The organism is Pseudomonas sp. CCOS 191 (genome assembly GCF_001007005.1).
Classification (GTDB): domain Bacteria; phylum Pseudomonadota; class Gammaproteobacteria; order Pseudomonadales; family Pseudomonadaceae; genus Aquipseudomonas; species Aquipseudomonas soli.
This window is the reverse complement of sequence record NZ_LN847264.1, coordinates 1,769,983-1,796,512: the sequence shown is the minus strand read 5'-3', so window position 1 is coordinate 1,796,512 and position 26,530 is coordinate 1,769,983. Positions and strand designations below refer to the sequence as shown.

Below are 26,530 nucleotides of genomic sequence, written 5' to 3'. Positions count from 1 at the left end.
TTCAGCGCATCAGGCCGCGCCCTGGCCTTCAGCCAGGAAGAACCAGGTCTCGAGCACCGAGTCCGGGTTCAGCGACACGCTTTCGATGCCCTGCTCCATCAGCCACTTGGCCAGGTCCGGGTGGTCCGACGGGCCCTGGCCGCAGATGCCGATGTACTTGCCGGCCTTGTTGCACGCGGCGATGGCGTTGGCCAGCAGCTTCTTCACCGCAGGATTTCGCTCATCGAACAGGTGGGCGATGATGCCGGAATCGCGGTCCAGGCCCAGGGTGAGCTGGGTCAGGTCGTTGGAGCCGATGGAGAAGCCGTCGAAGTACTCGAGGAACTCTTCGGCCAGGATGGCGTTGGACGGCAGCTCGCACATCATGATCACGCGCAGGCCGTTGTCGCCGCGGGCCAGGCCGTTTTCGGCGAGCAGGTCGACAACCTGGCTGGCCTCGCCCAGGGTGCGCACGAACGGCACCATGATCTCGACGTTGGTCAGGCCCATCTCGTTGCGCACGCGCTTCAGCGCACGGCACTCGAGCTCGAAGCAGTCACGGAACGACTCGCTGATGTAGCGCGAAGCGCCACGGAAGCCCAGCATCGGGTTTTCTTCTTCCGGCTCGTAGAGCTTGCCGCCGATCAGGTTGGCGTATTCGTTGGACTTGAAGTCCGACAGGCGCACGATGACCTTTTTCGGGTAGAACGCCGCTGCCAGGGTGCTGATGCCCTCGACCAGCTTCTCGACATAGAAACCAACCGGGTCGTTGTAGCCGGCGATGCGCTTGTCGACGCTCTCTTTCAGCTCCGGCGGCAGGCCGGCGTAGTTGAGCAGCGCCTTGGGGTGCACGCCGATCATGCGGTTGATGATGAACTCCAGGCGCGCCAGGCCGACACCGGCATTGGGCAACTGGGCGAAGTCGAAGGCACGGTCCGGGTTGCCGACGTTCATCATGATCTTGAACGGCAGCTCCGGCATGGCATCGACCGAGTTCTGCTTGATGTCGAAGCCCAACTCACCTTCGAAGATGAAACCGGTGTCGCCTTCGGCGCAGGAAACGGTGACGCCCTGGCCATCTTTCAGGACCTGGGTGGCGTTGCCGCAGCCGACGACGGCCGGGATGCCCAGTTCACGGGCGATGATCGCCGCGTGGCAGGTACGCCCGCCACGGTTGGTGACGATGGCGCTGGCGCGCTTCATCACCGGCTCCCAGTCCGGGTCGGTCATGTCCGAGACCAGTACATCGCCTGGCTGGACCTTGTCCATCTCGGACACGTCGTTGATCACGCGGACCTTGCCGGCGCCGATGCGCTGGCCGATGGCACGGCCTTCGACCAGTACGGTGCCCTTCTCTTTCAGCAGGTAGCGCTCCATGACATTGGCGCTGGCGCGGCTCTTCACGGTCTCGGGACGGGCCTGGACGATGTACAGCTTGCCGTCGTCACCGTCCTTGGCCCACTCGATGTCCATCGGGCGCTGGTAGTGCTGTTCGATGATCATAGCCTGCTTGGCCAGTTCATTGACTTCGTCGTCGCTCAGGCAGAAGCGCGCACGCTCGGCGCGGTCGACCTCGACGGTCTTGACCGAACGACCGGCCTTGGCTTCGTCGCCATAGACCATCTTGATCGCCTTGCTGCCCAGGTTGCGGCGCAGGATCGCCGGGCGACCGGCCTGCAAGGTGTTTTTGTGCACGTAGAACTCGTCCGGGTTGACCGCACCCTGGACCACGGTTTCACCCAGGCCATAGGCACCGGTGATGAACACCACGTCGCGGAAGCCCGACTCGGTGTCCAGGGTGAACATCACGCCCGCGGTACCGGTCTCGGAGCGGACCATGCGCTGCACGCCAGCGGACAGGGCGACCAGCTTGTGGTCGAAGCCCTGGTGCACGCGGTAGGAAATGGCGCGGTCGTTGAACAGCGAGGCGAACACTTCCTTGGCCGCGCGGATCACGTTGTCGACGCCACGGATGTTGAGGAAGGTCTCCTGCTGGCCGGCGAAGGAGGCGTCCGGCAGGTCTTCGGCGGTGGCCGAGGAGCGCACGGCCACGGCCATGTTGTCGTTGCCCTTGGACATTTCGGCGAAGGCGGTTCGGATTTCCGAATCGAGACGCGCCGGGAAATCGGCTTCCATCACCCATTGGCGGATCTGCGCGCCGGTCTTGGCCAGGGCGTTGACATCGTCGACATCCAGCGCGTCGAGCGCCGCATGGATGCGGTCGTTGAGGCCACTTTGCTCGAGAAAATCGCGGTACGCCTGAGCCGTAGTGGCAAAGCCGCCCGGCACCGAGACACCGGCACCTGCGAGGTTACTGATCATCTCGCCCAGGGATGCGTTCTTGCCCCCCACATGCTCCACATCATGGACGCCGAGCTTATCGAGGGAAACTACGTACTCTACCAAGGTGATCTCTCCACTAACTGTATTGGAAAAGCTCAAGGGCGCCCGCCTGCCTGAATGACTGGGCCGGACGCTTGTGGCCTGGACCTGGAAAATAAGTGAGAATGCCGAGCAACCGCGTTCGGCAAACCGAACCTATCATATCCAGAAATCTTCGGCAGCTTAAGGCCCCCAGGTGCAAATGAAACGAACCGCGTTCTTCATCTCCGACGGTACCGGCATCACTGCAGAAACGCTGGGCCAGAGCCTGCTCGCACAATTCGAGAGCATTCCGTTCAATAAATTCACGCGCCCCTACATCGACACGCTGGAAAAGGCCCGGGCCATGGTCCAGCAAATCAACGCCGCGGCCGAGCGCGACGGGGTGCGTCCGATCATTTTCGACACCATCGTCAATCAGGACATCCGTGAGGTCATGGCCACGTCCAATGGCTTCATGATCGACATCTTCTCGACGTTTTTATCCCCGCTCGAGCAGGAATTGACCGCCCATTCGTCGTATTCCGTGGGCAAATCCCACTCGATCGGTGGCAATTCCAACTACATGGAGCGTATCGAGGCGGTCAACTTCGCCCTGGACAACGACGACGGCGCGCGTACCCACTACTACGACAAGGCCGACCTGATCCTGGTGGGCGTGTCGCGTTGCGGCAAGACCCCGACCTGCCTGTACATGGCCATGCAGTTCGGCATCCGCGCGGCCAACTACCCGCTGACCGAGGACGACATGGAGCGCCTGCAGCTCCCGGCAGTGCTCAAGAAGCACCACAACAAGCTGTTCGGCCTGACCATCGACCCCGACCGCCTGACCGCGATCCGCCACGAACGCAAACCCAACAGCCGCTACGCAAGCTTCGCCCAGTGCGAGTTCGAGGTGCGCGAAGTGGAGAACCTGTTCCGTCGGGAGAACATTCCCAACATCAATTCCACGCATTTCTCGGTGGAGGAGATTTCGGCGAAGATCCTGGTGGAGAAAGGCGTGGAGCGGCGGTTCAAGTAACGCGAGGGGCTCGCCACAAAATTTTTATCGCCAGTGAGACCGAGCGCCGCCCGCGCGGCGCATCGCGGATAAATCCGCTCCTACATTTGTTGCAACGTGGCCATGCCTGATAGGCCATGATTGCAAGCTTTGTGCGCTCGACGCGATTTTTCGGTGGGCATTGCCGCCGCCTCGCCTGTCTCAAGCCCTGCGCCAAGGCTGGCAACCATGGCCTGGCAGGTTCGGTACGTTGCAACGAATGTAGGAGCGGATTTATCCGCGATGCGCCGCGCGGGCGGCGCTCGATTCGCGCACCACCACAAACTCCGCGCACGCCCCATGAAAAAGCCCCGGCATCACTGCCGGGGCTTTTTTTCACTTCAGCGCAAGGCTCAGGACGGAATCACCGCCGCCTGACCGCTCATCGCCAGGTCGACCAGCTCGCGGTTGGCCACCGCGTACATCGCATAGTCGGTGCCGGTGGCGTTGCGCAGGTCGTCAAGCATGGCGCGCCAGCGCTCGACCATCACCCGGTGCTGCTCGCACCACAGGGCCACGCGGGCGTCCATGTCTTCCGGCGCGTCGGCCATCTGCAGCACGGAGATGGTGATCGCCCGCTGCTGCAGGTCGATGTCGTCGCGGAACGCCTCGCGGGCCAGGGCCTGCCAGTTGTTCTCCACCGGCAGGTTGCTGATCTCCTGCAGGTACCAGGTCAGGTCCAGCGAGCTGCCCACGGCGAAGAACGCCTTGGCCACCTGCGCCGGATCGTGCCCGGTGACGTCCGAAGCCTCGATGATCGGCAACAGGGTGTACAGGTGGGTGGTACCGGCGACCATGCGCGCCAGCAACTCCGGCACACCGGCGTCGACAAAGCCCTGGTAGCGGTTCATCCAGCGCTCGCGGGTCGGGCCTTCCAGCAGTTCGTCGAGCTTGAGCCCCAACTGCGCGAGCACCGGCCCGAAGTGAGCAACATCGCGACCAGCGTCCTGCTCGTTGCGACGGCTGCGCAGGAACCAGCGGGTGGCCCGACGGCCCAGGCGCATCAGCTCGTCCATCAGGGTCAGCTGGATCTCGGCCGGGACCTGATAGTCCAGGGCCTCGATCTGGCGGAACCAGTGCGGCAGGTGGAAGATGTCGCGCACGATCACATAAGCGCCCGCCACGTTGGCCGGGCTCATGCCGGTGGACTCCTTCAGGCGCTGCACGAAGGTGATGCCCATGTTGTTGACCAGGTCGTTGGCGATCTGGGTGCTGACGATCTCGCGCTTCAGGCGGTGGCGGCGCATGGAGTCGGCGAACTTGCTGACCAGCGACGGCGGAAACGCGGTCTCCATGTCGCGGGTCAGGTAGTCGTCGTCCGGCACCAGCGACTTGAGCAGCTGCTCCTTGAGGTCGATCTTGCTGTACGAGATCAGTACCGACAGCTCGGCGCGGGTCAGGCCCTGCCCCGCCGCCAGGCGTTCGGCCAGCTGCTCCTCGCTGGGCAGGAACTCGATGGCGCGGTCCAGCTTGCCACGTGCCTCCAGGTCGGCCATCAGGCGCTTGTACTCGGCGATGCGCTCGCGGGCACGGCGGGCTGCCAGCGACAGCGCTTGCGTCTGCTTGTAGTTGTTGCCCAGCACCAGCCCGGCGACTTCGTCGGTCATGCTGCCCAGCAGCTGGTTGCGCTGCTTCTCGGTCATGTCGCCACCCTGCACTACTTCGTTGAGCAGGATCTTGATGTTGACCTCGTGGTCGGAGCAGTCGACGCCACCGGCGTTGTCGATGAAGTCGGTGTTGGTGGCGCCGCCGTTCAGGCCGAACTCGACACGGCCGAGCTGGGTCATGCCCAGGTTGCCGCCCTCGCCCACCACCTTGCAGCGCAGCTCGTTGCCGTTGACACGCAGGGCGTCGTTGGCCTTGTCGCCGACATCGGCGTGGCTTTCGCTGCTGGCCTTGACGTAGGTGCCGATACCACCGTTCCACAGCAGGTCCACCGGCGCCTGCAGCAGTGCATGCAGCAGTTCGGTCGGGGTCAGGCGGTCGGCCTCGATGGCGAAGCGTTCCTTCATCTGCGGGCTGATGGCGATGCTCTTGGCGCTACGCGGGAAGATCCCGCCGCCTTCGGACATGATGCCGGTGTCGTAGTCGCTCCAGGCCGAGCGCGGCAGGTCGAACAGGCGCTTGCGCTCGGCGAAGCTGGTAGCCGGATCCGGATTCGGGTCGATGAAGATGTGCAGGTGGTTGAACGCCGCCACCAGTTGCAGCTTGTCGGACATCAGCAGGCCGTTGCCGAACACGTCGCCGGCCATGTCGCCGACACCGACCACGGTGATCGGGTCTTCCTGCACGTTGATGCCGCGCTCGCGGAAGTGGCGCTGTACGCCCACCCACGCGCCACGGGCGGTGATGCCCATCTTCTTGTGGTCATAGCCGGCCGAGCCGCCCGAGGCGAACGCATCGCCCAGCCAGAAGCCGTAGTCGATGGCGATGCCGTTGGCGATGTCGGAGAAGGTCGCGGTGCCTTTGTCGGCCGCCACCACCAGGTACGGATCATCATCATCGTGGCGCACCACGTTGGCCGGCGGCACCACGCCACCGTCCTTGAGGTTGTCGGTGATGTCGAGCAGGCCAGAGATGAAGATGCGGTAGCACGCCACGCCCTCGGCGGCGATCTCGTCACGGCTGCCGCCCAGCGGCAGGCGACGCGGCAGGAAGCCGCCCTTGGCGCCGACCGGCACGATCACCGAGTTCTTCACCTGCTGGGCCTTGACCAGGCCGAGCACCTCGGTGCGGAAGTCTTCCTCGCGGTCCGACCAGCGCAGGCCGCCGCGGGCGACGTTGCCAAAGCGTAGGTGCACGCCCTCGACCCGAGGCGAATAGACGAAGATCTCGAACTTCGGCACCGGCTTGGGCAGCTCGGGGATCAGCTTGGGGTTGAACTTGAAGCTGAAGTACGACTTGTTCTGGCCGTTGGCGTCCGGTTGGTAGAAGTTGGTGCGCAGGGTGGCCTTGATCAGGTCCAGGTAGCGCCGCAGGATGCGGTCCTCGTTGAGCACCTGGACATCGTCCAGGGCGGTGAGGATCGCCTGCTCCAGGCGTTGCTGCTTGTCGTCGAGGTCTTCGTTGGTGAGCTTGCGCGCCAGGTAGAAGCGGGTCTTGAACAACCGGGTCAGCTCGCGGGCGATATCGGTGTGGTTGTTCAGGGTGCTGGCGATGTAGCCCAGGTCGAAGCCCAGGCGGATCTGCTTGAGGTAACGGGCGTAGGCACGCAGCAGCGCGACGTCGCGCCATGGCAGGCCAGCGGTCAGCACCAGGCGGTTGAACGCGTCGTTCTCGGCGTCGCCCTTGACGATATGGACGAAGGCGTCCTGGAAGGTGTCGTTGAGCTGCTGGATGTCGAGGTTGAGGCCTTCGCTATAGGTGAAGGCGAAGTCGTGGATCCAGAACTCGCGGCCGCTGGCGTGGCGCAGGCGGTAGGGGAACTCGCCGAGCACGCGCAGGCCGAGGTTTTCCAGGATCGGCAGCACGTCCGACAGTGCCAGCGGCGTATCGGCGTGGTAGAGCTTGCAGTGCAGCGTGCGCTCACCGAGCTGCGTCAGCGGCTGGTAGAAGCTCATGGCCAGCGGCTTGGCCTCGGACAGGTTGAGCACATGTTGCATGTCGACCACCGCCGAATGCGCGGCGAAGCGCTCGCGGTAGCCGGCCGGGAAGCCTTTCGGGAAGTCGGCGAGGATGTTGGTGCCGTGGGCTTCGCCGAAGTTTTCCACCACCAGCGCCGAGAAGTCGTCCTGCCACGAACGGCAGGCCTGGATCACTTCGTTCTCCAGCTGCTGCGGGTCGATCTCGATGCGGTTCTTCGGGTCGACCCGCAGGATCAGTTGCACGCGGGCCAGCACCGACTCGGAGAAGAAGGTCCAGAACTCGCAGTCGGTGGCTTTCAGGCGCTCCATCAGCACCTGCTGGATCTTCTGCCGCACCTCGGTGGAGTAGATCTCGCGCGGCACGTAGGCCAGGCAGTAGCAGAAGCGGCCGTACGGGTCCTTGCGCAGGAACACGCGGATCTTGTTGCGTTCCTGGATCTGCACGATCGACATGGCGGTACTGAACAGCTCGTCCACCGGGGTCTGGAACAGGTCGTCGCGGGGCAGCACTTCCAGGACCTGGGCCAGTTCCTTGCCCAGGTGCGCCTTCGGGTCGAAGTGCGAGCGGCGCTCGACTTCGGCGACCTTGCCGCGGATGTAGGGGATGGTGTGCACGCTCTCGCCGTACACCGACGAGGTGTACAGGCCCATGAAGCGGCATTCCTTGACCACCTTGCCGTCCTGGTCGATCTGGCGGATCGACACGTAGTCCGGGTAGGCCGGGCGGTGCACGCGGCTTGGCTGCGAGGCCTTGGCGAACGAGAGCAGGCGCGGCTCGCGCAGGTAGGCGACGGCGTAGTCCTCGATGCGCAGGTCATCGGCGCCCAGGCCTGCACGCAGCAGGCGGGCCAGGCCCAGGAACGAGGCGTCGTCATAGACCAGGTGACCGCCGTCGGCGTCGGACTCGACGGTGAACTCCTCGTAGCCGAGGAAGGTGAAATGGTTGTCCAGCAGCCACGACAGGAAGCTCTTCACCTCGGCCTTGTCGTTCTGCGCGGGGCCGAAGGCGTTCTGCTCCACCAGTTCCAGCAGCTCGCGGATCTTGGCTTTCATTGGCTCGAAATCGGCGACCACGCCGCGCACCTCGGCCAGCACCTGCTCCAGCTCCATGGCCAGGGTGTTGAGCTCGGCGGTATTGGAGCAGCGGTCGATCTCCAGGTACATCAGCGATTCATGGTTGACGCCCTCGCCCAGGGTGCCCTTGGGCAGCAGCTCGACCAGCTCGCCCTTGGCGCCACGGCGCACGCTGAGCACGGTGGTTTGCAGGGTGTGGATGCTGTAGCCGCGGCGGTTGAGCTCGGTGCGCACCGAGTCGACCAGGAATGGCAGGTCGTGGTGCAGCACCTCGACCACGGTGTGCGTGGACTGCCAGCCGTGGCGTTCGTAATCGGGGTTATAGACCCGCACCTGCGGGTGCGTGGCGTCGAAGCGCTCGATGATGCGCCAGGCGGACAGCGTGCAGCCGGCCAGGTCCGACAGCCTGCGCTGAGTGAGTTCGTCCAGAGAGATGATGCCGAAGAACTGTTCAGCGAACAGTGCCACTTGTGGCAGGGACTGTTCGTTGATGTGCTGCGCCAGGGCCGCTTGCAGTTGATGCTGGAAGTCGGCTTTGCTGGCTGCGGTGAAGAACGCCATCTGTGGTACTCCGCTTGGGCTTTGTTATAGGTGAAGCGTCGCGTACATGCGCCTTGTACGGATCAACCATAGCCAACCCGTGGCAAGACAGAAGCGTTGGGTGCCTGCAAAAGCGACTGCCAGGTGGCTGTGCCTTTACGGGAACCCATCGACAGGGCAGCTTAACGACTGAACGGTCACTTGGGCTTGCAGCGCTGCGACAATTTCGGTCAATGCGCGGTAACTTTACGTTTATCAGTGTGCGCAAGGCTGTCAGAATTCCTTTTCATTTCCATTGATCCGAGTGCGCCATGCAATTGAAAACCGCCCTGCTCTTCGCCACCCCCTGCGACGACGAGGAAGACAACATGGCGACCCTGTGCTGCCACAGCGACAAGGGCCAGATGTTCCTGCTGACCCGCTACCCGGACGAAGACACCGTCGACCTGACCCTGGACGACGAGCCATCGACGCTGGACGGGCTGAAAGTGACCTTGAGCGCCACCCGCCTGCTGATCGAGGTGGCGGCCGGGGATCGCGATGCGCTGAAGGGCGACGAAGAACTGGAGATCATCCTCACCACCTCGGGCAGCGACCTGGAGGAAGTGGCGCTGACCTTGCGCAACATCCTCGACGGCACCGGGACCTTCGTGTCCGAGGTCTAGACCGGTCATTCGGGCCTCCTCGCGGGGGCTTGAGTCTTACGCGATGAAGGCACAGCACCATTGACAGCCGAAGGCGCGAGCAGGCATTGTCTGACAACCTGACCAATAGGCACCCGCACGTCCATGCTAGAGCTCCAGCGCCCCGACACCCTCGTTGAACGCGTCGTCAGCGCCATCCGCGCCGAGATCGATGCCGGCCGCCTGGCCGCCGAGTCGCGTCTTCCCACCGAACAGCAACTGGCCGAACAGCTCAATGTCAGCCGCTCGGTGGTGCGCGAGGCGGTGGCGCAGCTCAAGGCCGACGGCGTGCTGATCGCTCGCCGCGGGCTCGGTTCGTACATCTCGCAGACCCCCAACGGCACTGTGTTCCGCTTCCCCGGCAGCAACGGACGCAAGCCGGACCTGGTGCAGATGTTCGAGATGCGCCTGTGGATCGAGACCCAGGCCGCCGCCATCGCCGCCCGCCGCCGCGATGCCGACGACCTGCAGCGCATGGCCGCGGCCCTGGGCACCATGGAAGACCCGCGCAGCGACTTTGCCACCGCCGCGGCCGCCGATGTGGCCTTTCACCGTGCCATCGCCGACGCTGGCAAGAACGACTACTTCGTCGCCTTCCACGATTTCCTCGGCGGCCAGCTGGCCGCCGCGCGCCGCACCGCCTGGGAAAACTCCGCCACACCGGCGGTAGGCGGCTCGGCTGACGCCCTGCGTGAGCACCGGGCGTTGTACCAGGCCATTGCCGACGGTGACCGCCATGCGGCCGCCGCCTGCGCCGAAGCCCACCTGCGCGCCTCGGCCAAGCGCCTGAAACTCGACCTCCCCGACCTCGACTGACCCCGGAGAACCTTATCGCGACCTGGCGAGGCTTTTACGCGCACTACTTAGTCTGACAACCTGATAAGCAGATTCACCGACAAGAATTCCAAGGTACCCTGCATGACCTACGACTACTGCATCATCGGCGGCGGCATCGTCGGCCTCGCCACCGCGATGGCCCTGCTCACCCGTCGCCCCGGCGCCTCGCTGCTGATCCTGGAAAAGGAGGCCAGCCTCGGCCGCCACCAGACCGGCCACAACAGCGGCGTGATCCATGCCGGTATCTACTACGCCCCCGGCAGCCTCAAGGCCGACCTGTGCAAGCGCGGCGCCCAGGCCACCAAGAACTTCTGCGCCGAGCACGGCATCGCCTTCGAGGTCTGCGGCAAGCTGCTGGTGGCCTCCAACGACCTGGAGGTGCAGCGCATGCAGGCGCTGTACGAGCGTTCGCAACAGAACGGCCTGAAGGTCGAGCGCCTGGACGCCGGCGCCCTGCGTGAGCGCGAGCCGAACATCGTCGGCAAGGGCGCGCTGTTCCTCGATGCCACCGGTATCGTCGACTACCAGCAGGTATGCGACGCCATGGCCAATGTGATTCGCCAGGCCGGGGGCGAAGTGCGCCTGTCCACCGCCGTGCGCACCATCCAGGAGCATGCCGATCATGTCGCGGTCAGCACCGACGGCAACACCTGGCGCGCACGCCAGCTGGTGGCCTGCGCCGGCCTGCAGTCCGACCGCCTGGCGCGCCTGGCCGGGGTGAAGATCGACCACCAGATCATCCCCTTCCGCGGCGAGTACTACCGCCTGCCGGCGAGCAAGAACCAGATCGTCAACCACCTCATCTACCCGATCCCCGATCCGGAGCTGCCGTTCCTTGGCGTGCACCTGACGCGGATGATCGACGGCAGCGTCACCGTCGGCCCCAACGCGGTGCTCGGCTTTGGCCGGGAGAACTACCGCAAGTTCTCGGTGAACTGGCGCGACGTCGCCGAGTACGCACGCTTCCCCGGTTTCTGGAAAACCATCTGGAACAACCTCGGTTCCGGCACCGCCGAGATGAAGAACTCGCTGTTCAAGCGTGGCTACCTGGAGCAGTGCCGCAAGTACTGCCCGTCGCTCCAAGTCGAGGATCTGCTGCCCTATGAGGCCGGCATCCGCGCCCAGGCGGTGATGCGCGACGGCACCCTGGTGCACGACTTCCTGTTCGCCGAGACGCCGCGCATGGTGCACGTGTGCAACGCACCGTCGCCGGCCGCCACCTCGGCCATCCCCATCGGCCAGATGATCGCCGAAAAGATCCTCGAGGCCCGCTGAAGTACCTGCTGCATCCACAACTACAAAGACAACAAGGAAACCTCAGATGTCGGTATACGAGACGGCCCCGGCCGCGCCGGAAACCCCCGAACAGCAACGCAAGCGCCTGCGCAAGGTGGCGGCGGCGACCATCTTCGGCTCGATGCTGGAGTGGTATGACTTCTACCTCTACGCGACCATGGCCGCGATCGTCTTCTCGAAGATCTTCTTCGACCCGAGCAACCCGGCGGTGGCCTCGCTGCTGGCGTTTTCCACCTTCGCCATCGGCTTCATCGCCCGCCCGTTCGGCGGCGTGCTGTTCGGCTACCTGGGCGACCGTTTCGGGCGCAAGCATGTGCTGGTGATCACTTTTTGCATGATGGGCCTGTGCACCATGCTGATCGGCCTGATCCCCGGCTACGCGACCATTGGCATCTGGGCGCCGATCCTGCTGGTGATCATCCGCATCATCCAGGGCCTGGGCGCCGGTGCCGAGCTGTCCGGCGCGGCAGTGACCTCCTACGAACACGCCAGCGAAGGCAAGCGCGGCAGCCAGGGCGCCTGGCCGGCGCTGGGGCTGAACTTGGGCCTGCTGCTGTCGTCGCTGACTGTGTACCTGCTGACCATGAACGGCAACGAATTCCTGCTGGCCGGCGGCTGGCGCATCCCGTTCATCGCCAGTATCGCCCTGGTGGCGGTGGGCCTGTGGGTGCGCAAGAGCATCCCCGAGACCCCGGACTTCAAGGAGCTGGACAAGGCCGATGACAAACCGCAGGTGTCGCCGCTGAAGCTGCTGTTCAGGAACGACCTCAAGGGCCTGGCCGTGGTGTTCTTCGTGGCGGTGGGCTACAACGCCCTGAGCTACATCTTCAAGACCTTCTCGCTGGCCTACCTGACCCAGTTCAAGGGCGTCGAGGCGCATGTCACCTCGCTGTCGGTGACCCTGGCCAGCCTGGTGGCGATCTTCGCCGTGCCGTTCTTCGGCTGGCTGTGCGACAAGTGGAGCAGCAAGACCGTGCTGATGCTCGGCGGCGTGCTGTCGGCGCTGTTCGCCTTCCCGTTCCTGCAACTGCTGTCGACTGGCGAGCCGATGATGATCTACCTGGCCATCGCCGTGGGCACCGGGATCCTGGCGCCGATGATGTTTGCCCCGCAGGGGTCGTTCCTCAGCCGGCAGTTCCCCACGCAGACGCGCTCGTCCGGGTTCGGCACCGGGCGAGAGGTCGGTACCGCGGTGGCAGGCGGCCTGGCGCCGTTGGGTGGGCTGGCGCTGGTGGCAGGTTCCGCGACTCATTCCACCGATGGCGTGGCGATGATTCTGGCGGTGGCCGGGGTGCTGGTGGTGGTGTTTGCGTTCTTTGACCAAGGGTGGCGGCATTCGAAGGCGAAGAACTAAACAAAGCCACGATCCGATCTTGATCTTGATCTTGATCTTGATCTTGATCTTGATCTTGATCTTGATCGCAAGATTAACTGCGTAGTCCCTAGCGACAGCTGCGTCAGTTCAGGCGCCGCCCGTAACTTCGCGACTTCAGGAGGCCGAACGCAGGTCTTGCGGAGGGAGGTGACGGGCATGGATGCCCGTCAAGCGCTGCGCCCCAGGATGGGGCGTTCAGCGCGGTCCTCCCGGGAGCAAGGCCGGAGTGAGGGGACCCGGAGCGAAGCGGAGGGCCGGATGAATGGAGCGCCACGGCTTTGCTTACTTTGGCCACGACCAAAGTAAGCCGCCGTAAGGGCGGAAAGGTGACTGTGCGTCGACATCGCAAATGAATGCACTTAAAACTATAAAAACCGATGCCGATTGACTTTGACTTTGACTTTGACTTTGACTTTCACAGCGTGTGTTTTGAAAGTTATAGGCGCATTCATTAGCCATGTCGACGCCCAATCACCTTTTCGCCTTTACGGCGACCTCCTTTTCTCTTGGGAAAAGGAGGCAAAACCGTTCGGCTCCGTTCATCCGGCCCCTACGCTTCGCTCCGGGGTCCCCTCACTCCGGGCTTGCTCCGGGAGGACGCGCCGACGGGCCATCCATGGCCTGATCGGCGCTTGACGGGCATCCATGCCCGTCACCTCCCTCCGCAAGCCCTCCGTTCGGCCTCCTGAAGTCGCAATTTGTGTCGCCTGAACTATTGCGCGCTTAGAAGCAAGAGCAAAGGCAAAGGCAAAGGCAAAGCAGGAGCAGGAGCAGGAGCAGGAGCAGGAGCAGGAGCAGGATCAGGATCAGGATCAGGATCAGGATCAGGATCAGGATCAGGATCAGGATCAGGACAGTCTTGCTCCCCCAACCCATCCTTTACACGTTTTTTGCAAACCCCCATTGGTCCCCGCCCCCCCGGATGGATTAAAGTATCCCCCCTCGCCCGGCATCCGCTCCCAGCGCGCCAGGGCCCATCCCCAGGAACCGTCAACGATGGAACACCGTGAGGCGCTGATCGCGCTGCGCACCTTTCTCTCTTCCCAGATCCTCGGCCAGGAAAAACTGGTCGAGCGCCTGCTGATCGTGCTCCTGGCCGACGGCCACATGCTGGTCGAGGGGGCCCCGGGCCTGGCCAAGACCAAGGCCATCAAGGAGCTCGCCGAGGGTATCGAGGCCCAGTTCCATCGCATCCAGTTCACCCCCGACCTGCTCCCGGCCGACATCACCGGCACCGAGATCTACCGCCCGGAAACCGGCAGCTTCGTGTTCCAGCAAGGCCCGATCTTCCACAACCTGGTACTGGCCGACGAAATCAACCGCGCCCCCGCCAAGGTGCAGTCGGCCCTGCTCGAGGCCATGGCCGAACGCCAGGTCAGCGTCGGGCGCAGCACCTACGAGCTGTCGCCGCTGTTCCTGGTGATGGCCACGCAGAACCCGATCGAGCAGGAAGGCACCTACCCGCTGCCCGAAGCCCAGCTCGACCGTTTCCTGATGCACGTGAAGATCGGCTTTCCCGATGCCGCAGTCGAGCGGCGCATCCTCCTGCAAGCGCGGGGCGAGGCCCTGGGCGGCGAGGTGAAGCCCGAGCGGCGCGTCAGCCAGCAGGCGATCTTCGCCGCGCGCAAGGAAATCCTCGGCCTGTACATGGCCGATGCGGTAGAGGAATACCTGGTGCAACTGGTGATGGCCACCCGCACCCCAGCCAAGTTCGACAGCGAACTGGCCGACTGGATCGCCTACGGCGCCAGCCCCCGTGGTTCGATCGCCCTCGACCGCTGCGCCCGCGCCCACGCCTGGCTGGCCGGGCGCGACTTCGTCAGCCCCGAGGATATCCAGGCGGTGCTGTTCGACGTGCTGCGCCACCGCATCATCCTGTCGTTCGAGGCCGAGGCGGCGGGGGTCGACCAGGACCGCGTGGTCCAGCGCATCCTCGACGTCGTCGCCGTCGCCTGACCCCATGCCCACCACGCAGCTGGCCGAACCCGGCATCCGCATCGGCCTGGCCGACCTGATCGACATGCGCCACCGCGTGCGCGAGATTCAGTTGTTTTCCCGGCCCGGCCAACGCAGCCCGCTGGTGGGCCTGCACCACTCGAAACTGCGTGGCCGCGGGGTGGACTTCGACCAGGTGCGGGTCTACCAGGCCGGCGACGATGTGCGCAACATCGACTGGCGTGTCACCGCCCGCACCCAGGAGCCGCACACCAAGCTGTTCCATGAAGAGCGCGAACGGCCGATCTTCATCATGGTCGAGCAGAGCCAGCGGCTGTTCTTCGGCTCCGGGCTGATGTTCAAGTCGGTCCTGGCCGCCCAGGCCGCCGCCCTGTTCGGCTGGGCCGCGCTGGGCCACAACGACCGTATCGGCGGGCTGGTGTTCGGCGACAACGAGCACCATGAGGTCAAGCCCAGACGCAGCAAGCAGAGCCTGCTGCAACTGCTCAACCGCCTGGCCAAGATCAACCAGGCCCTGCACACCGAGGCCCAGCCCCAGGCCGACAGCCTGGGCCTTGCCCTGCGCCGGGCACGGGAGGTATTGCGCCCGGGCAGCCTGGCCATCGTCATCTGCGACGAACGCGCCCTCAGCGCCAGCGTCGAGCAGCACCTGGCCATGCTGTCACGGCACTGCGACGTACTGCTGATGCCGGTCAGCGACCCGCTCGACCACGCCCTGCCCGCCGCCGGCCTGCTGCGCTTCGCCCAGCGCGGCGCGCAGCTGGAACTCGACACCCTCGACGCCAACCTGCGCCAGGCCTACCGCCAGCAAGCCGAGGCACGCATCGAGCGCTGGGAGTTGCTGGCGCAGAAACTGCGCGTGGTGCTGATGCCGCTGAGCACCCAGAGCGAGATGATCGAGCAGTTGCGTGAATACCTGAATGCACAGCGCCCTGGAGGCGCGAAATGAACCCGCTGGACCAGCTGCAACCGCTGATCGCGCCACCCGCCATCGGCCTGTGGCCGCCCGCGCCCGGCTGGTGGCTGCTGCTGGCCATGCTGCCCCTGCTCGGCTGGGGCGCCTGGCGCCTGCGCCACTGGCGCCCGGGCAAGCGCAAGGTGGTACGCGCCGAACTGCCGCTGGACCCGATCCGCGTCGAGGCCCTGGCCGAACTGGCACGCCTGCCGCGTCCCTATGACGGCGCGCCCGCCGGGGCCTGGCTGCAGCAGATCAACGCCCTGCTCAAGCGCCTGTGCCGTAATCACTACCCGGGGGCCAACAGCCATACTCTCAATGGCCGGCAATGGCTGGCGTTTCTCGACAACCGCTGCCCGGCCGCCGGCCTGACCCGCTGGATGGTGCTGGTCGAAGGCGCCTACAAGCCCGAGTGCAAGCTCGATGACAAGGCCATCGCCGGGCTCGCCCAGGCGGTCGAAACCTGGATCCGCAAGCATGTTTGAACTGGCCTGGCCGTGGATCTTCCTGCTGTTGCCGCTGCCCTGGCTGGCGCGCCTGCTGCTGCCGGCCGCCGACAGCGGCGAACCGGTGCTCAAGGTCGGCTTCCTTGACGAACTCGAGGGCCTGGCCGGGCGCCGTGCCCGCCTCAACCTGCCGACCTGGCGCCAGCAGGCACCGTTCATCCTGATCTGGCTGCTGTTGTTGCTGGCCGCCGCCCGCCCGCAGTGGCTGGGCGATCCGCTGCCGGTCTCGGCCAGTGGCCGCGACCTGCTGGTGGCGGTGGACGTGTCGGGCTCCATGGATTTCCCCGACATGCAGTGGAAGGACGACGAGATCAGCCGCCTGGACCTGGTCAAGGCACTGATGGGCGACTTCCTGCAGGACCGCCAGGGCGACCGCGTCGGCCTGATCCTGTTCGGCAGCCAGGCCTACCTGCAGGCCCCGCTGACCTTCGACCGGCGCACCGTGCGCACCTTCCTCGACGAAGCACAGATTGGCATCGCCGGCAAGAACACCGCCATCGGCGACGCCATTGGCCTGGCCGTCAAACGCCTGCGCCAGCGCCCGGCGCAGAGCCGGGTGCTGATCCTGATCACCGACGGCGCCAACAACGGCGGGCAGATCCACCCGCTGACCGCCGCGCGCCTGGCCGCCCAGGAAGGCGTGCGCATCTACACCATCGGCATCGGCGCCAACCCCGAGGCCAGCGGCACGCCGGGGCTGCTGGGCCTGAATCCGAGCCTGGATCTGGACGAGGCCGCGCTCAAGGAGATCGCCGAAATCACCCATGGCAGCTACTTCCGCGCCCACGATGGCGCCGAACTGGACGCCATCGGCGACACCCTCGACCAACTGGAACCGGTGGCCCAGCAGCCTACCCAGGCCCGCACCGCCCATGAGCTGTACGCCTGGCCACTGGCACTGGCGCTGCTGCTCAGCGTGCTGCTGGTGGTGGCCGTGCAGTGGCCGGACAACCTGCTGCAACGCCTGCTGCGCAAACCGCGCTTCCTGCAGCCCCATCCGGAATGGCGCCAGCGCCTCAAGCGCCTGCGCCTGAGGAGGCGGCGATGATCGAACTCTGGCCGCAATGGCTGCGCCCGCTCTGGCTGTTGGTACTGCCACTGCTTGGCTGGCTGCTGTTCAAGCTCTGGCACCGGCGCAAGCGCGCCGGACGCTGGCAGTTGATCCTGCCGCAGCCGTTCCACGCGGTACTGCTCGGCGGCGGCAGCGGCAGCACCAGCAAGCTGCCGTGGATCGCCCTGGGCCTGGCCTGGCTGCTGATCGTCCTGGCCCTGCTCGGCCCCAGCTGGCAACGCCTCGAGGAAACCCGCCAGCGCCCGGCCGACCCGCTGGTGATCCTGCTCGAACTGACGCCGCAGATGCTCGCCGAGGACAGCGCGCCGAACCGCCTGGAGCAGGCCCGACGCAAGGTGCTCGACCTGCTCGAGCATCGTCGCGACAGCCAGACCGCACTGATCGTCTATGCCGGCAGCGCCCACACCCTGGTGCCGTTGTCGGATGACCTGGGCACCACGCGCAACCTGCTCGAAGCCGTCGATCCATCGATCATGCCGCAGCCCGGCCAGCGCGCCGACCTGGCCGTGCGCAAGGGCCTCGCGCTGCTGGCGCAGAGCGGCCTGGGCCAGGGCCGCCTGCTGCTGATCGGCTCGTCGCTGAGCGAGCTCGAACGCGAAGGCATACGCCAGGCCCTTGGCCGCCAGGGCCCGAGCCTGCTGATGCTGGGTGTCGGCAGCGCCGAGGGCGCGCCAGTGCGCCAGGCCAATGGCGAATACCTCAAGGACGAACAAGGCGGCATCCTTTTGCCACGCCTGGACAGCGCCTCGCTGAAAACCTTCATCGGTTCGACCGGCGGGCGCTATCGCCATGCCCGCATCGACGACCTCGACCTGCGCGGCCTGGGCCTGTTCGACAACCCGCGCCTGCTGCACAACGATGGCCAAACCCTGCAACTGGACAGCTGGGCCGATCAGGGTTACTGGCTGCTACTGCCCCTACTGCTGCTCGCCGCCTGCGCCGGCCGGCGTGGCTGGCTGTTCTGCTTGCCGTTGCTGCTGGCCCTGCCGCAACCAAGCCAGGCCTTCGAGTTCAACGACCTGTGGCTGCGCCCCGACCAGCAAGGCCAGCGCCTGCTGGAGCGGCAACGCCCCGCCGAGGCCGCCCGGCACTTCGCCGACAGCCAGTGGCGCGGCATGGCCCTGTACCAGGCCGGCGACTTCGAAGGCGCCGCCGCCGCGTTCGCCCAGGCCGGCACGGCAGCCGCCCACTACAATCGAGGTAACGCCCTGGCCCGCGCCGGCGAACTGGAAGCGGCGCTGGACGCCTACGAACAGGCACTGGAGCGCCAACCCGACCTGAAAGCCGCGCTGGACAACCAGGCGCTGGTCCAGCAACTGTTGCAACAGCGCCAGGCCAAGGCCGAGGAACAGCCGAACAACGCCGATGCCCGGGACACGCCCGGCAACGAGACCGAAGGCAACAGCAGCTCGACCAGCAGCCAGGCCCAGGGCGCTCCGGATAGCGACAACCCGGCACAAGGCCAGCAGAACGGTGACAGCCAGGGCAATTCCCAGGCTCCGTCCGGCACTGCCGGCGGCGATGACGACAGCATCACCCAGCCGCCCCAGCGGCCGCTCTCCACCGCCCTCGACGCCGAGCAGCGCCAGGCCCTGGAACAGTGGCTGCGGGAGATCCCCGACAATCCGGCGGAACTGCTGCGGCGCAAATTCTGGTATGAACAGCAATTGCATCAGGAAACCCCACGATGAGTCGCCTCGGCGTCTTTCTCCTAGGCCTGTTGTGGAGCCTCGCGGCCCAGGCCGAACCGACCCTGCAGGCCAGTGTCGACCGCACGCGCCTCGAGGCTGGCGAAACCCTGGAACTCACCCTCGAGAGCCAGGACGTGACTCAGTTCGGCAAGCCCGACCTGCGCACCCTCGAGCCGGATTTCGAGGTCCGCGGCACGCGCCAGCTCAACAGCCTGCACACCCTCGACGGCGAAACCCGCGCCAGCACCCGCTGGATCATCACCCTGCTGCCCCGACGCAGCGGCAGCCTGCGCATCCCCGAGCTGCAACTGGGTCAGTCGCACAGCCAGGCCATCGAGCTGCAGGTGCAGCAGGCCGACAGCCAGCGCCCGGACGCAGCCTCGCAAGTGTTCGTCGAGGCCACCCTGGACAGCAGCGCAGTCTATGTCCAGGCCCAGGCGGTGCTGACCCTGCGCATCTACCATTCGGTGGCGCTGTACGACGACAGCAACCTCAGCCCGCTGCAACTGGAGAACGCCAAGGTCGACCCGCTGGGCGAGTCGCGCACCTACGAGAAAGAAATCAACGGCGTGCGCCATGGGGTGATCGAGACCCGCTACGCCATCTACCCGCAGCAAAGCGGCAACCTTGACGTGCCGCCGCTGCGCTTCACCGCCACCGCCGCCGGTAATGGCGAGCAACCCGCCGGCACGCCAAGGGTCGGCCGCCAGGTGCAGGTCAGTTCGCTGCCGTTGCGCCTGACCGTCAAGCCGATCCCGGCCGGCTACCCGGCCGACCGCCCCTGGCTGCCGGCACGCAGCCTGACCCTGGAAGAACACTGGAACCCCGACCCGAACAGCCAGCCGACGCAGATCGGCGACTCGCTGACGCGCAACATCAGTGTGCGCGCCGAGGGCCTTTCAAGCACCCAGCTGCCGCCGCTGCCGGCCACCGAGGCCGCCGGCTTGCGCCGTTACCCCGACCAGCCGTTGCTGCGCAACGAGATCGGCGAGCGCGGCATGGTCGCCAACCGTGAAGAGCGCGAGGCGCTGGTGCCGACCCACGCCGGCGAGCTGGCCCTGCCGGCGCTGGAGTTGACCTGGTGGAACACCCGCGAGGACCACCTGGAGCACAGCAGCCTGCCTGCACGCACCCTGAACGTGCAGGACAATCCGGCGCTCAGCGCCGACACCCCGGTTGGTGACAGCAACATGGCCCCCAGCCTGCTCTGGCCCTGGCAGCTGGCTACGCTGGTGCTGGCGCTGACCACCCTGCTCGGTTTCACCCTGTGGTGGCGGGCCCGTTCGCAACCGGCGGTACTGCGGGCGGCACAGACTGGCCCGAGCCCACGCACGTTGCTCGACGACCTCAAGCGCGCCTGCCAGGCCAACGATCCGCAGGCCACCCGCCAGGCGCTGGACGCCTGGGCGCGGCAGCAGCCGGAAACCCTTGCCGAGATGGCGGCGCGCTTCGTGCCGTTGTCCGATGCGCTGGATGGGTTGAATGGTGCGTTGTACAGCGAGAGCGGCCAGTACTGGCATGGCGACGAGCTGTGGCGGGCGATCGGCGCCATACCGCCGGCCGAGCAGGTGCTGGCGCCGACGGGCGAGGCCAGTAGCCTGCCACCGCTGTATCCCAAGTAGTCAAGCATGCCTTGAGCCTTGAAGCGTTTTCGAGATCGAGCGCCGCCCGCGCGGCGCATCGCGGATGAATCCGCTCCTACATCTGTTGCAACGTGGCCAAGCCTGATAGGCCATGGTTGTAAACCTTGTGCGCTCGACGCGATTTTTCGATGGGCATTGCCGGTGCCCCACCTGTCTTGCGCCCTGCGCCAAGGCTGGCAACCAGGCCTGACAGGTTCGGTACGTTGCAACGAATGTAGGAGCGGATTCATCCGCGATGCGCCGCGCGGGCGGCGCTCGATCTCACAGGCGCTGCAACTCTTTCGCCAGACACAGGTGGGACGACACTCGGTGCTTACCTCGCGATGAGTTACCATACCGCCCGAATCCAAACGCCCCCTGCCGCTCACCCTACGGATCTTCCATGCGTCTGTTTCACACCTCCGACTGGCACCTGGGCCAGAGCCTGCATGGCCAGGAACGCGACTTCGAACACGCCTGCTTCCTCGACTGGCTGCTCGGCCAGTTGCGCCTGCGCCAGCCCGATGCGCTGCTGATCGCCGGCGACATCTTCGACACCGTCAATCCGCCGGTCAAAGCCCAGGAGCGCCTCTACGACTTCATCGTCCAGGCCCACGAGCAACAGCCCAAGCTGGACATCGTGATGATCGCCGGCAACCACGACTCCGGCTCGCGCATCGAGCTGCCGGCGCCATTGATGCGCCGCCTGCGCACCCATGCCCTGGGCCGCGTGCACTGGCTCGACGAGGGCCAGCTGGACGCCGAGCGCCTGCTGATCCCGCTGACCAACGCCCGTGGCAAGGTCGGCGCCTGGTGCCTGGCCCTGCCCTTCCTGCGTCCCGCCGAAGTCACCGGGCCGGCGCTGGGTGACGACTACCTGCAGGGCATCACCCAGGTCCACGAGCAGTTGATCGCGGCGGCACAGAAGAAACGCAAGAAGGACCAGGCACTGGTCGCCATCAGCCATGCGCACATGGCCGGTGGCAGCATCTCGGAAGACTCCGAACGCAGCCTGATCATCGGCAATGCCGAGGCGCTGCCGGCGCGGCTGTTCGACAAGGCCATCAGCTATGTCGCCCTGGGCCATCTGCACAAGCCGCAGAAGGTCAACCGCGAGGATCGCATCCGCTACAGCGGCGCGCCGATTCCGCTGTCCTTCGCTGAAATCAACTACCCGCACCAGGTGCTGGAAGTGGAGCTGGAGGGCGCCGAACTGGTCAGCGTCGAGCCGCGCCCGGTGCCGCGTGCCGTGGCCCTGCAGCGGGTCGGCCCGGCACCGCTGGGCGAGTTGCTCGAACAACTGGGCCAGTTGCCAGTGATCGACCTGCTCGAAGACCCCAACCGCCAACCCTGGCTGGAGGTGCGGGTACGCCTGGACGAGCCGCAGCCCGACCTGCGCCAGCAGATCGAGACCGCCCTGCAAGGCAAGGCTGTGCGCCTGGTGCGCATCAGCGCCGAGTATGCCGGCGCCGGGCGCCAGGAGGAGGATGAACAAGCCTTTGTCGAACTGGCGCAGCTGACCCCGCAGGACCTGTTCGGCCGTGCCTGGCAGCAACAGTACGGCAACCCCGCCGACGAGCAGGCCCTGGCCGACTTTGCCGAGCTGCTGCAGGACGTGCTGCAGGAAGAGGAACGACCATGAAGATTCTCGCCATCCGCCTGAAGAACCTGGCCTCCCTTGCCGGCCCCATCGACATCGACTTCACCGCCGAGCCCCTGGCCAGCGCCGGCCTGTTCGCCATCACCGGGCCGACCGGGGCCGGCAAGAGCACACTGCTCGACGCCCTGTGCCTGGCCCTGTTCGGCAGCGTGCCACGCCTGAACGATATCGCCCGGGAAGCCAAGGTGCCGGATGCCGACGGCGAGATCCCCACCTCCGACCCACGCAACCTGCTGCGCCGTGGCACCGGCAGCGGCTTTGCCGAGGTGGATTTCATCGGCATCGACGGCTGCCGCTACCGCGCCCGCTGGGAAGCCAATCGCGCCCGCGAGAAAGCCACCGGCAAGCTGCAGAACAGCCGCCAAAGCCTCTACGACCTGGACAGCGAGCAGTTGCTGGGTAGCGGCAAGAACGAATACAAGCAGCTGGTCGAGGCCCGACTGGGCCTGAATTTCGAGCAGTTCACCCGCGCGGTGATGCTGGCCCAGAGCGAGTTCGGCGCCTTCCTCAAGGCCGACGACCGTGAGCGCAGCGAGTTGCTGGAAAAGCTCACCAACACAGCGATCTACACCCGCCTCGGCCAGCGCGCCTTCAGCAAGGCTCGGGAAACCGGCGAGGTTCACAACGACCTGAAGAAACAGGCCGAGCACCTGCTGCCAATGGACGCCGAAGCCCGCGCTGCCCTTGACCAGGAACTGGAACTGGCCCAGCAACAGTTCAAGGCCGACCAGTCGCGCCAGCGCCTGCTCGAGCAACAGCGCACCTGGTTCGAAGAACAGCAGCGCCTGCAGGCCCAGCACCATGAGGCCGGCACTGCCCTGCAAGCCGCCGAGCAGGCGTGGCAGCACCTGGCCGAGCAGCGCGTCGACCTGCAACGCCTGGAGCGCCTGGCGCCCCAGCGCCACCAGTTCCATCGCCAACAGCACCTGGCCGCGCAACTGGCCCCGGTGCAGGCGGATATCGACCAGCAACAACGCCAGCAAAGCGATCTGCAGCAACATATCGACGCACTGCAGCAGTCCCTTGAAGCGGCCCGCCAGCACCTGGTCCAGCAGCAAGCCCTGCAAGGCGAAAACGCTCCACGCCTGCGCCAGGCCTTCGCCGCTCAAGGCGACATCGCACGCCTGGACAAGGACCTGGCCGAACAACGCGAAGCCTGTAACCAGGCCGAGCAGGAGGCCAGCGCGGGCCAGCAGCAGCTGCAACAGCTGGAAGACCATCAACAACGCAGCCAGCAGCAGCTGTCGCAGATCGATGCCGCCCTGGCCGAAAGCCAGCACCTGGGCGGCCTCGCCGATGCCTGGCAGGCCTATCTGCCACAACTCAAGCAGGTCATGCTGATCGGCGGCCGCCTGGCCAAGGGACGCGAAGAGCTGCCCGGGCTGCAGGCCCAGGCCAGCCAGGCCAACGCCCAACTGCAAGCGCAACGCGAGCATTTCGACCTGCTGTTCCGCGAAGCCGGTGCCGAACCCCATGCGTTGGCCGAGCAGGTCGATCTGCTCGGCGCCATGCTTCAGGACAACCGCAAGCAACAGCGCGCCGTCGAAGAGCTGAGCCGCCTGCATGGTCGCGAGCAGGAACTGCGCCAAGCCCTCGCCGCCCTGCGTGAACGCCAGCAGCAAGCCATGCAGCGGCGCCAGCAACTGATCGGCGAAGGCACCGCGGCCAAGGCCGAGCTGGAAAGCGCCGAGCAAGCGCTGACCCTCACCCGTCAATTGCTCGAGCGCCAGCGCCTGGCGCGCAACACCAGCGTCGAGGAGCTGCGCGCGCAACTGCGCGACGGCGAGCCTTGCCCGGTCTGCGGTAGCGCCGAACACCCGTTCCACCAGCCCGAAGCGCTGCTGCACAGCCTTGGTCGGCACGACCAGGCCGAGGAAGAGGCGGCGCACAAGCAAGTCGAGCAGCTCAATGGCAAGCTGGTAGAGCTGCGCACCGAACTGGGCGTGGTCAATGCCCAGCTCAAGGATTACCAGCAACAACAGCAGCAGCTCGGCGAGCAGTTGCAGCCTGTGACCGAACAGCTCCAGGCCCATGCCCTGTGGCCGGCGCTTGCCCCGCAGGACGACGCGGCCCGCGGCAAGTGGCTCGACGGCCAGTTACGCCGCCTCGGCGAGGAGATCGACCGCGACGAGAAGCGTCAAGGCACCCTGCTCACCCTGCAGAAGGATGCCGCTCGCCTTACCCAGCAATTGCAGGCCGCAGGCGAAGCCCAGCAACAGGCGCAGCGTCACCTCGACCAGCAGCACCAGGCCCTGGCCGCCGACGCCCAGCAACTGGAACAAAGCCTCGACGACCTGGGCAGCGTGCTGCCCCAGGACATTCTCCAGGCCCTGCGCGACGACCCGGCCAACGCCTTCCTCGGCCTCGACCAGCAGATCGCCCAGCGCCGCCAACAACTCGACCTGCGCAAGGACGAGCAGGAAGAGCAACAGGCCCGTCAAGTCCAGCTCGACAAGCTGCGCGACCAGCAACAGACACGCCTGCAAGGGCAGCAGCAACTGCAACAGAAACTCGCCGCGCTCGACGAGCAACACCAGCAGGCCCGCGCCACCCTGGGCGAGCTGCTCGGTGAACAGCACAGCGCCGAAGCCTGGCAACAGCACATGGACACTCAGCTGGAACAGGCGCGCAGCGCCGAGGCCGACTGCGCCCAGAAACTGCAAGCGCTGCACACCCAAAGCGTGCAGTTGGCCAGCGACCTCAAGGCTAACCAGCAGCGCCAACAGGCCCTGGAACAGGAGCATCAGCAGTTGCAGGGCGAGATCGCCCACTGGCGCAGCGCGCACCCTGAGCTGGACGATGCCGGCCTTGACCGCCTGCTGGCCATCGACGATGCCCAGCTCGGTGAATTGCGTCAGCGCCTGCAAAGCGCGGAGAAGGCCATCGAACAGGGCCGCGTGCTGCTTCAGGAACGTGAACAACGCCTGCAGCAACATGCCAGCCAGGCCCACGGCGAGTTGCCGGTGGAAGAACTGGAACAAGCACTCAGCGAGCTCCAGCAGCAGCTGGCCGCTCAAGAACAAGGCTGCGCCGAACTACGCGCGCGCCAGGCCGACGACCAGCGCCGTCAGCAGGCCAGCCAGGCCCTGGCCGAGCAGATCGAGCAGGCCTATCAGCAATGGCAGCGCTGGGCACGCCTGAATGCGCTGATCGGCTCGGCCTCGGGCGATGTATTCCGCAAGATCGCCCAGGGCTACAACCTCGACCTGCTGCTGCACCACGCCAACAGCCAGCTGCGCCAGTTGGCCAAACGCTACCGCCTCAAGCGTGGCGGCAGCGCGCTGGGCCTGCTGGTGCTGGACACCGAGATGGGCGACGAGCTGCGCTCGGTGCACTCGCTGTCGGGCGGCGAAACCTTCCTGGTCTCCCTGGCGCTGGCCCTGGGCCTGGCGTCGATGGCCTCCAGCACCCTGCGCATCGAATCGCTGTTCATCGACGAAGGCTTCGGCAGCCTCGACCCCGAGTCGCTGCAACTGGCCATGGACGCTCTCGACGGCCTGCAGGCCCAGGGCCGCAAGGTGGCGGTGATCTCCCACGTGCAGGAGATGCACGAACGCATCCCGGTGCAGATCCAGGTGCGTCGTCAGGGCAATGGCCTGAGCGATGTCGAGGTGTGCGGGTGATTCTCTACTCGTTCCGCCGCTGCCCCTGGGCCATGCGCGCACGCCTGGCGCTGCGCTACGCCGGGTGCGACGTGCAGGTGGTCGAGGTAAAGATGAAAGAAAAGCCCGCCGAACTGCTGGCACTGTCGCCCAAGGGCACGGTGCCGGTGCTCGATACCGGGAATGGCGTGCTGGAGGAAAGCCTCGACATCATGCGCTGGGCGCTCGACCGGCACGACCCCGAAGACTGGCGCCTGCTGGCCGACCCCGCGGCGGCGCGCCAGGCCGACGCGCTGATCGCCCGCAACGACAGCGCGTTCAAGACGCAGGTGAACCTGTACAAGTATGCCGAGCGCTATCCGGAGTATTCCCAGGCCCACTACCGCGCCCAGGCCGAGCCCTGGCTGGCCGAGCTGGAAAGCCTGCTCGAAGGCAGGCCCTGGCTACTCGCCGAGCACCCGAGCCTGGTCGACGCCGCCTTGCTGCCCTTGATGCGCCAGTTTGCCGGGGTCGAACCGCAATGGTTCGCCGAGGCTGCTTATCCGCGGCTGCGGAGCTGGCTTCAGGGCTGGCTGGGGTCATCTCTGTTCAAGGCCATCATGGCAAAGCCATAGTGCCCCACGCGACACACTGCAGACCGCAGGAAAAAGCGTCGTTCGTCCTGCGTTTTTTCCTGC

General features: G+C 65.9%; 16 protein-coding genes. 14 read left to right on the top strand and 2 right to left on the bottom strand.

The window, feature by feature from the left end; genetic code table 11:
- Nucleotides 1-9 precede the first annotated feature (9 nt).
- The gene (gene ppsA, locus CCOS191_RS08100; protein WP_046854747.1) at nt 10-2,385 is read right to left on the bottom strand and encodes a phosphoenolpyruvate synthase; all 2,376 of its coding nucleotides are present in this window, start codon (nt 2,383-2,385) and stop codon (nt 10-12) included.
- A 178-nt stretch (nt 2,386-2,563) separates the two neighbouring features.
- On the opposite strand from ppsA, the gene ppsR reads away from it, so the two are divergent.
- A complete protein-coding gene (gene ppsR / locus CCOS191_RS08095; protein WP_046854746.1) occupies nt 2,564-3,382 on the top strand; it encodes a posphoenolpyruvate synthetase regulatory kinase/phosphorylase PpsR in 819 nt (272 codons plus the stop codon).
- A 371-nt stretch (nt 3,383-3,753) separates the two neighbouring features.
- On the opposite strand, the gene CCOS191_RS08090 is transcribed toward ppsR, so the two are convergent.
- Complete coding sequence (locus tag CCOS191_RS08090) at nt 3,754-8,619, bottom strand: NAD-glutamate dehydrogenase (protein ID WP_046854745.1); 4,866 nt, start codon at nt 8,617-8,619, stop codon at nt 3,754-3,756.
- Nucleotides 8,620-8,909: 290 nt separating this feature from the next.
- On the opposite strand from CCOS191_RS08090, the gene CCOS191_RS08085 reads away from it, so the two are divergent.
- The 13 genes from CCOS191_RS08085 to CCOS191_RS08020 all read left to right on the top strand — a co-directional run bounded on the left by CCOS191_RS08085 (nt 8,910) and on the right by CCOS191_RS08020 (nt 26,467).
- Nucleotides 8,910-9,263 (top strand): hypothetical protein, encoded by a 354-nt coding sequence (locus CCOS191_RS08085; RefSeq protein WP_046854744.1) that lies wholly within the window; start codon nt 8,910-8,912, stop codon nt 9,261-9,263.
- 123 nt (nt 9,264-9,386) lie between these two features.
- Nucleotides 9,387-10,097, top strand: coding sequence for a FadR/GntR family transcriptional regulator (locus CCOS191_RS08080; RefSeq protein WP_046854743.1), 711 nt, complete (start codon nt 9,387-9,389; stop codon nt 10,095-10,097).
- A 102-nt stretch (nt 10,098-10,199) separates the two neighbouring features.
- A complete protein-coding gene (lhgO, locus tag CCOS191_RS08075) occupies nt 10,200-11,393 on the top strand; it encodes an L-2-hydroxyglutarate oxidase (RefSeq protein ID WP_046854742.1) in 1,194 nt (397 codons plus the stop codon).
- A gap of 46 nt (nt 11,394-11,439) precedes the next feature.
- Nucleotides 11,440-12,768 (top strand): MFS transporter, encoded by a 1,329-nt coding sequence (locus CCOS191_RS08070; RefSeq protein ID WP_046854741.1) that lies wholly within the window; start codon nt 11,440-11,442, stop codon nt 12,766-12,768.
- Between the two features lie 1,017 nt (nt 12,769-13,785).
- Nucleotides 13,786-14,745, top strand: coding sequence for an AAA family ATPase (locus CCOS191_RS08060; protein ID WP_011532987.1), 960 nt, complete (start codon nt 13,786-13,788; stop codon nt 14,743-14,745).
- Nucleotides 14,746-14,749: 4 nt separating this feature from the next.
- A complete protein-coding gene (locus CCOS191_RS08055; protein WP_046854740.1) occupies nt 14,750-15,694 on the top strand; it encodes a DUF58 domain-containing protein in 945 nt (314 codons plus the stop codon).
- Nucleotides 15,691-16,185, top strand: a complete 495-nt coding sequence (locus CCOS191_RS08050) for a DUF4381 domain-containing protein (protein WP_046854739.1) — start codon at nt 15,691-15,693, stop codon at nt 16,183-16,185. Before CCOS191_RS08055 ends, CCOS191_RS08050 begins: the two co-directional genes overlap by 4 nt.
- Nucleotides 16,178-17,254, top strand: a complete 1,077-nt coding sequence (locus CCOS191_RS08045; protein WP_046854738.1) for a vWA domain-containing protein — start codon at nt 16,178-16,180, stop codon at nt 17,252-17,254. Before CCOS191_RS08050 ends, CCOS191_RS08045 begins: the two co-directional genes overlap by 8 nt.
- Nucleotides 17,251-18,969 carry a vWA domain-containing protein gene (locus tag CCOS191_RS08040; RefSeq protein ID WP_046854737.1) on the top strand — a complete coding sequence of 573 codons (1,719 nt, stop codon included), beginning with the start codon at nt 17,251-17,253 and terminating at the stop codon, nt 18,967-18,969. Before CCOS191_RS08045 ends, CCOS191_RS08040 begins: the two co-directional genes overlap by 4 nt.
- Nucleotides 18,966-20,591: a BatD family protein gene (locus CCOS191_RS08035; protein ID WP_046854736.1), complete on the top strand. Its 1,626-nt coding sequence runs from the start codon at nt 18,966-18,968 to the stop codon at nt 20,589-20,591. The genes CCOS191_RS08040 and CCOS191_RS08035 overlap by 4 nt, the downstream gene beginning before the upstream one ends.
- Nucleotides 20,592-20,994: 403 nt before the next feature.
- Nucleotides 20,995-22,233, top strand: a complete 1,239-nt coding sequence (locus tag CCOS191_RS08030; RefSeq protein WP_046854735.1) for an exonuclease SbcCD subunit D C-terminal domain-containing protein — start codon at nt 20,995-20,997, stop codon at nt 22,231-22,233.
- Entirely contained in the window at nt 22,230-25,874 is a 3,645-nt protein-coding gene (locus CCOS191_RS08025) for an AAA family ATPase (RefSeq protein ID WP_046854734.1), read from the top strand. The genes CCOS191_RS08030 and CCOS191_RS08025 overlap by 4 nt, the downstream gene beginning before the upstream one ends.
- Nucleotides 25,871-26,467 (top strand): glutathione S-transferase, encoded by a 597-nt coding sequence (locus CCOS191_RS08020; protein ID WP_046854733.1) that lies wholly within the window; start codon nt 25,871-25,873, stop codon nt 26,465-26,467. The genes CCOS191_RS08025 and CCOS191_RS08020 overlap by 4 nt, the downstream gene beginning before the upstream one ends.
- Nucleotides 26,468-26,530 lie beyond the last annotated feature (63 nt).

Bases quoted from the DNA above. Each gene is read 5' to 3' on its own strand.
- ppsR (WP_046854746.1), top strand. From the start codon at position 2,564: ATGAAACGAACCGCGTTCTTCATCTCCGACGGTACCGGCATCACTGCA.
- CCOS191_RS08090 (WP_046854745.1), bottom strand. From the start codon at position 8,619: ATGGCGTTCTTCACCGCAGCCAGCAAAGCCGACTTCCAGCATCAACTG.
- CCOS191_RS08085 (WP_046854744.1), top strand. From the start codon at position 8,910: ATGCAATTGAAAACCGCCCTGCTCTTCGCCACCCCCTGCGACGACGAG.
- CCOS191_RS08080 (WP_046854743.1), top strand. From the start codon at position 9,387: ATGCTAGAGCTCCAGCGCCCCGACACCCTCGTTGAACGCGTCGTCAGC.
- lhgO (WP_046854742.1), top strand. From the start codon at position 10,200: ATGACCTACGACTACTGCATCATCGGCGGCGGCATCGTCGGCCTCGCC.
- CCOS191_RS08070 (WP_046854741.1), top strand. From the start codon at position 11,440: ATGTCGGTATACGAGACGGCCCCGGCCGCGCCGGAAACCCCCGAACAG.
- CCOS191_RS08060 (WP_011532987.1), top strand. From the start codon at position 13,786: ATGGAACACCGTGAGGCGCTGATCGCGCTGCGCACCTTTCTCTCTTCC.
- CCOS191_RS08055 (WP_046854740.1), top strand. From the start codon at position 14,750: ATGCCCACCACGCAGCTGGCCGAACCCGGCATCCGCATCGGCCTGGCC.
- CCOS191_RS08050 (WP_046854739.1), top strand. From the start codon at position 15,691: ATGAACCCGCTGGACCAGCTGCAACCGCTGATCGCGCCACCCGCCATC.
- CCOS191_RS08045 (WP_046854738.1), top strand. From the start codon at position 16,178: ATGTTTGAACTGGCCTGGCCGTGGATCTTCCTGCTGTTGCCGCTGCCC.
- CCOS191_RS08040 (WP_046854737.1), top strand. From the start codon at position 17,251: ATGATCGAACTCTGGCCGCAATGGCTGCGCCCGCTCTGGCTGTTGGTA.
- CCOS191_RS08035 (WP_046854736.1), top strand. From the start codon at position 18,966: ATGAGTCGCCTCGGCGTCTTTCTCCTAGGCCTGTTGTGGAGCCTCGCG.
- CCOS191_RS08030 (WP_046854735.1), top strand. From the start codon at position 20,995: ATGCGTCTGTTTCACACCTCCGACTGGCACCTGGGCCAGAGCCTGCAT.
- CCOS191_RS08025 (WP_046854734.1), top strand. From the start codon at position 22,230: ATGAAGATTCTCGCCATCCGCCTGAAGAACCTGGCCTCCCTTGCCGGC.